This is a genomic window from Protofrankia sp. CiP3 (genome assembly GCF_917627345.1).
Classification (GTDB): domain Bacteria; phylum Actinomycetota; class Actinomycetes; order Frankiales; family Frankiaceae; genus Protofrankia.
Window position 1 is genome coordinate 7,008 of sequence record NZ_CAKJTM010000124.1, and the last position, 4,800, is coordinate 11,807.

General features: G+C 67.4%; 6 protein-coding genes and 3 pseudogenes. 1 reads left to right on the top strand and 8 read right to left on the bottom strand.

Annotated elements, in window-relative coordinates:
• From MJ797_RS23580 to MJ797_RS23600, 5 genes and pseudogenes are all read right to left on the bottom strand, one after another.
• A pseudogene (locus MJ797_RS23580) lies at window positions 1–352 on the bottom strand (recombinase family protein); the annotation flags it as partial.
• Between the two features lie 18 nt (window positions 353–370).
• Window positions 371–748, bottom strand: a complete 378-nt coding sequence (locus tag MJ797_RS23585) for a PIN domain-containing protein (protein ID WP_239341338.1) — start codon at window positions 746–748, stop codon at window positions 371–373.
• Complete coding sequence (locus MJ797_RS23590; RefSeq protein ID WP_239341340.1) at window positions 745–999, bottom strand: hypothetical protein; 255 nt, start codon at window positions 997–999, stop codon at window positions 745–747. Before MJ797_RS23590 ends, MJ797_RS23585 begins: the two co-directional genes overlap by 4 nt.
• 235 nt (window positions 1,000–1,234) lie before the next feature.
• Window positions 1,235–1,630: a type II toxin-antitoxin system VapC family toxin gene (locus MJ797_RS23595; protein ID WP_239341342.1), complete on the bottom strand. Its 396-nt coding sequence runs from the start codon at window positions 1,628–1,630 to the stop codon at window positions 1,235–1,237.
• Window positions 1,627–1,917, bottom strand: a complete 291-nt coding sequence (locus MJ797_RS23600; protein WP_239341344.1) for a hypothetical protein — start codon at window positions 1,915–1,917, stop codon at window positions 1,627–1,629. The genes MJ797_RS23595 and MJ797_RS23600 overlap by 4 nt, the downstream gene beginning before the upstream one ends.
• A 308-nt stretch (window positions 1,918–2,225) precedes the next feature.
• On the opposite strand from MJ797_RS23600, the pseudogene MJ797_RS27620 reads away from it, so the two are divergent.
• Window positions 2,226–2,458, top strand: a pseudogene (locus MJ797_RS27620) (uracil-DNA glycosylase); the annotation flags it as partial.
• A gap of 177 nt (window positions 2,459–2,635) precedes the next feature.
• On the opposite strand, the gene MJ797_RS23605 reads toward MJ797_RS27620, so the two are convergent.
• The 3 genes and pseudogenes from MJ797_RS23605 to MJ797_RS23615 form a co-directional block, all read right to left on the bottom strand.
• On the bottom strand, window positions 2,636–4,081 hold the full coding sequence (locus MJ797_RS23605; protein ID WP_239341346.1) for an MFS transporter: 1,446 nt from the start codon (window positions 4,079–4,081) through the stop codon (window positions 2,636–2,638).
• Window positions 4,078–4,272 (bottom strand): hypothetical protein, encoded by a 195-nt coding sequence (locus MJ797_RS23610; protein ID WP_239341348.1) that lies wholly within the window; start codon window positions 4,270–4,272, stop codon window positions 4,078–4,080. The genes MJ797_RS23605 and MJ797_RS23610 overlap by 4 nt, the downstream gene beginning before the upstream one ends.
• A gap of 176 nt (window positions 4,273–4,448) precedes the next feature.
• A pseudogene (locus MJ797_RS23615) lies at window positions 4,449–4,800 on the bottom strand (ISL3 family transposase); the annotation flags it as partial.

Here is a 4,800-nt window from a genome sequence, read left to right on the forward strand (position 1 = left end):
ATTCTGGGCGGTCTCCAACGGTCAGTGCATCATTCGGGCGTCCGCATCGTGCCAGAACCCCGTGGATCCCAGCACGATGCGGGTGGTGCACTGACCGGTTGAGACCACCAGCGGCGGTGAAAGTGGCCGCGTCGAAGCCGCGACTGGGGTCGCGGAGCGCGGCGAGCAGGAGAGCCGCTTGGGGGCGGTGTTTCCAGGGGATCGGGCGGGATTGGCCGATGTCGAAATACGCGATAGTGATCTTGCAGTGGGTGTCGGCCAGGGCACGGGCGCGGGTGAGCTGCCACGCTCGGGAGGACTCCGGGTCCTGCTGCTCCTCGGTCGATACCCGGCCGTAGAACGCGAACTTCATCGTCAGGCCACTTTCGGATCAGATCACGACGAGGCCGAGTGTGGAGTCCAATTTATGCAGATCATGCGGATCTGACGTGACGACCGTGGCACGGAGCTTCCGCGCCAGCAACGCGACATGAGCGTCGACGACATCACTCGTTCCTGATGCCGCCAGCAGCAGTCCGACCCGGACAGCGATCTCCTCCGACAAGGCCTCGACCCGTAACGCGCCCGTCCGCACCAGTTTCATGACGGCATGCTGACGTGGTGAGCCACGCCAGACCTGGGCGAGGACTCCCGCCGGTAGGTGCGCCGCGACCCTTGCGGCCACCAGGTCCGTGGCCAGCGCGAGCATGCGGGCGTCACGACGCTCAAGCGCGATGAGCGCGCCCGCGTCGAAGACGACCGTTCTCACGCGGCCCCAGCCACATCACCATCGTCGGCCTCCAGCGCCGAGCGCGCCCAGTCGTGCGCGGCGTCGTCCAGTCCGCCGGCATCTGCGATCATCTGGCTCAGGATCGCCTGCGCCTGCGCCCAGTCGGGCTCGGCAGCGGCAAGCCCGGCAAAGTAGGCCGAGACCGACTCCACCTGGCCGGAGTCGGCGGCTCGCTGCGCTTTCGCCGCGATGTCCTCCGGGACGCTGATAGTGATCCGCTTGAAGCTCATAAACTAAGCATAAATCATGTGCAACCTTAGAGCGACTGGCAATAGGGGACGCGGCGTCGTGGACTGGCCACTCACTCAACACCTTGACCCGGATGATCATCCGAACGGCGGGTGCCTGGCCGGCCCCGAGCTGCCGGGCGAGCTTGGTCTGGGTGAGATCCGCTGTCTGGCGGCCCGGAAGTCCCGCTTCGCCCAGCCCGGATCGGATCGCGTGCTACGGCGTTGAGGCAGGCGTCTATGCGACGAGGCGGATGGTGCAGTAGCGGGTGGCGGTGCGGGCGAGCCGGGCGTCGGAGGTGACGAGCGTGATGGCCCGGGATTCCGCTAGCGCGACGTAGGCGGCGTCGTATCCGCTGATGCCGGCACGGAGCTGCCACATGCGGGGCAGGAGCGCTTCGACGGGAACGGGGTCGACGCCGAGGTGGGGAATGCGGTGGATCGCGGCGTGCGCCTGGTCATCGCTGATCGTGCCTCCGAGAGCGAGCCCGCGCATGACCGAGAACAGCTCGATCTTCCAGTGCTCGGGAGCCGCCCATTCGGGGTCGGCGCTCAGCATCGAACGTGCGCGCAGCCCGCGCTCATCGGCGTACACGAGAGCGTTGGCCAGCACGGAGGCGTCCACGACGATCATCCGGAACCGCGCGCTCCTGCCGGGTCTGCCGAGGCCGTATCCACGCGCGTGGCGCGAGCGGCGGCCAGCACGTCGGCGGCGGCTGGAGCATCCGGCCCGGCGCCGCCGCTCGCTGCGAGTTCGTCTTCCACCGCGGCGAGGACCTGCTGGTTACGGGCATACCGGGACTGTCGGGTGAGTACCGCGAGCAGGAAGGCCTGCAGTGACTGGCCTTGTTGACGGGCGTACTGCGCGAGAGTGTCTCGCACGTCTTCCGGTACGTCGCGTACGGTGACTGTAATAGTCATGCCTGCATTATGCATGCAAAATGCAGGCTGGTCAAAGTTGGGCCGCGGTCGAGGCCACGTCCCCTGCCGGCGCGCGTGGGGCGCCACACGTGGAGCTGACGTGGCGCGGGTGGAGGTTGAGTGATGGCCGGTGAGATGATCGATAAGGCCGGTGGTTAATCGAGGCGATCCGCAAACCCCGATGGGTGGGCCGGGTCGTGGCCTGGGACCTGCGCGGCGACGACGACACCGACCTGGTCCGTGCCGGGAGCGGGCCAGGCCCACTCGTCGACTCGGGGTGTCGGCGCCGCCCGGTAGGGTGATCAGCCATGCCAGCGCAACCATTGCGGGAACTCGTCGGGCCAGGCTGGGCACGGGCCCTGGAGCCAGCGGCCGAGCAGATCACAGCCATGGGGACTTCCTACGCGCGGAGATCGCGGCCGGACGCACCCACCTTCCCGCCGGCCCAAACGTCCTACGAGCCTTCCAACAGCCCTTCGACGAAGTGCGGATACTGATCGTCGGACAAGATCTCTACCCGGCCCCCGGAATGGCCATCGGATGATGAGGTAGGCCGCCTCCGCGATCACGAGGGGTGAGGTTATGAGAGAGCTTTCTGCCTCCTCGAGGAGCTTCGCGCAGGCGGTGGCGATCGGCCTGTTCTTTTTTCGAGCGACCACCTTGAATAAATGGTTTTCAGATAATCTTCCGAACGCAAGAGAATGCTCCAAGAATTAATTCAGGAGAGCTGCGCCGTATAGGTTTGGTGCCGTCGGGCCGAGTCGATGACTGCGGCTAGGACAATGCTGACAACGGACAGGGCAGCGGCCGTCCAGGCGGCGGCGGTGTAGCCCGAGTCGGCGGGAACGAAGTTCCCGGACGGGGTGTAGGCGGCGAGCACCAGGCCGCTGAGCGCACTGCCACTGGAAAACCCGACTGAGCGGATTACCTGATTAACACTCATCGCGGCAGCGGTTTCCTCGGACGGGGTGACAGCGAGGATCACCTGGGGCATCACGGCGGAAAACCCGCCGACGGCGAAACCCAGGACACCAATGGCCACGACGGGCCAGAGCACACCCACCGTCCGGGTCGTGGTGAACAGGACGCAGGCGGCTACGATCACGACACCACTGGCCGTCAGCAGTACGAACGGGCCCACCCGCTGTCGCAGTTGCGGGACCAGGCGGCCGGCAACGAAGCCCATGACCGAAAATGGCACGAGCACCAGTCCGGCTTCGACCTCGGTGAGCCCGTAACCGTAACCGACCTGCGATGGGGTCTGCACGTAGCGAGTGACCAGAGTGAACAGCATGTACATGCTGATGCCGGACACGCCCATGACTAGGTTCGCGCCAGCCACCGCCGGATGCCGCAACGCCCCCAAGTCGACCAGCGGCCGTGACACTTTCCGCTCGACGGCCACCCAGCCGGCCAGGACGACGAGACCGACGACCATGATTAGTCCGGGCAGGATCGGGTTACTCATCCACAGGCTGAATTGGCTGGTTACGAACAGCACGGCCACCAGTCCGAGCGAAAGCAGAGATGCACCGAGCCAGTCCACTCTCTCCTCGTGTGGCGCGTCGGCACCATCGTGGGGAAGGGCGACGATCGCCGTCACCAGCGCCGCCGCAGCGACGATGACACCGAGCAGATAAGCGGCGCGCACGCCACCCGCCTGCGCCAGCAATCCCGCGATCGGGTAGCCAACCCCGATACCGACCGTGGACGCCACTGACAGCATCGCGATCGTGCTCGCGGCACGCTCACGGAGGTGTTGACGGGCGGTGGCCATCATCAACGCGGTCAGACCTAAACCGACCCCCTGCGCAGCCCGACCGATCAGCAACACCGCGAACGGGCCGGGTACCACCGAGGCCACGCTCCCGATCGTCACGATGGCGAGCGTGGCCAGTACTACCTTGCGCCGTCGCGCGGCCGACCCCAGCCGGCCCAGTAGTGGGGTAGCCATCGCCCCGGTCAACAGCGTGATGGTCAGGGTCCACTGCGCGGCGGACAGCGACACTTGGTAGTGCTGGGCCACCGAGGTGATCAGCGGCGCGCCGAGACTGCCGATGGCGGCGACGACCAGCGCGATGAACACCAGAGCCGCTACCAGTGTGGTGTCCCGGCTGGCACCGGTCGTCTGGTCGGCCTCTGCTGGTGCCGCGGAAGAGCTCACTGGTTGTTCTCCTCGATCAGGTGCTCGAACAGCCCGGCGTGGATGCGGGTGCGGATGCCGTGCGCCCGTTCCGCATCAACATCGTCGATCTCCAGGACGGCCGCGACAGTGAGCAACATGCCGTAGGCCAGGACAACAGTCTTCACTGCCACCGGGGGCAACACGGTGCGCTCGGCCATCACCACCCACATCCACGCCATCCGCTCGCGCGCATCCCTGCGGACCTCGGGGTCCCCGCAGGCAGCGAATGCCTGCAACCGCGCCAGAAGTTTCAGTCTGGTCAGCGCTGCGGCGCTCGGTGAGCGGGGTGGCGAACGCGCGTACCCGGGCGGCCAGGACGGTCATCCGCGGGCAGCTCGCGACCAGGTCACCGGCGGCCTCGCCGCAGCGCGACGTCGTCCATGCCGAGCACCTCCGGGACCGGCCCGGCGGGAACCGGCAGCGCCATGAGCAGGCGCAGCACGGTCGTCGGTGAGACGGCCACGGCGAGCCTGCCCAGCGGTCCCGCCCCCGCGCGGCCGGCCAGCACCATCCCCGCCCACGCGATCAGCGCACCCAGCGCCGGGGTACGGCGGGCATAGCGTTCCGCCAGCCCGGGCACCTGCTCGCGGACGGTCTGCCGCGGGCAGTCCAGGGTGCTGCAGACCAGCCGCAGCACGGTCAGCTCGATCACCACCGGTCTGCCCCCGACCGGAAGGTCCACAAGGCCGCGGTGGTGA